We start from the raw sequence: 587 nt of genomic DNA on the forward strand, positions 1-587 counted from the left end.
TTGGCCGGGGAAACTACTTTGCAGGCCGGTTACGGCACAAACGTTTCCCGCAGAAATGGTTTGCTCGACGGTAAACTTTTCACCATTGTAAACACGGACCTGATTTGCCTTTTCTCCTGGTAACAATTCAGTCTTGGCCTGAATGGTTCCAGAAAGAACCCTTAACCAGGTGAGGCGCTCACCTTTTTCATCATGTGATATTTTGAAAACCTGGGCAGCAAAGGTTGAATCTGAATTGTTTTGGTTTTCGACTGTCCAATGTTTCAGTCCAGCAATGAGCTCATCAACCCCAGTGAGTTTTAAAGCAGCGCCGGTATAAACTGGGAAGACCTGGCGGGCTTTAATTAAGGATTGGATTTCTCTGTCGGTAAGGGTTCCGGAATTTAAATACTGTTCCAGTGCATGATCATCAGTTGTAGCAATGTTTTCTAGTTCATCAGCAGTGAGCTGGTCGTGAAAGGGCAGGCAGCCATCAGCAAAGTCGGTTTGTAATTGTTTAATGACCTGGTTCACGTCAGCACCCACCACGTCGGTTTTATTAATAAAGATGAAGGTGGGGACCTGGTACTTTTTCAAGAGGCGCCACA

The 587-nt window shown here is 45.8% G+C and carries 1 protein-coding gene; it reads right to left on the reverse strand.

All coding sequences use genetic code 11. The annotated features are described in order from the left end of the window. A partial coding sequence (locus tag ACFILW_RS10915) for a GTP-binding protein (RefSeq protein ID WP_375685845.1) occupies positions 1-576 on the reverse strand: 576 nt, incomplete at its 3' end. Positions 577-587 lie beyond the last annotated feature (11 nt).

The organism is Bartonella sp. TT110JLCBS (assembly GCF_042193405.1).
Lineage (GTDB): Bacteria > Pseudomonadota > Alphaproteobacteria > Rhizobiales > Rhizobiaceae > Bartonella.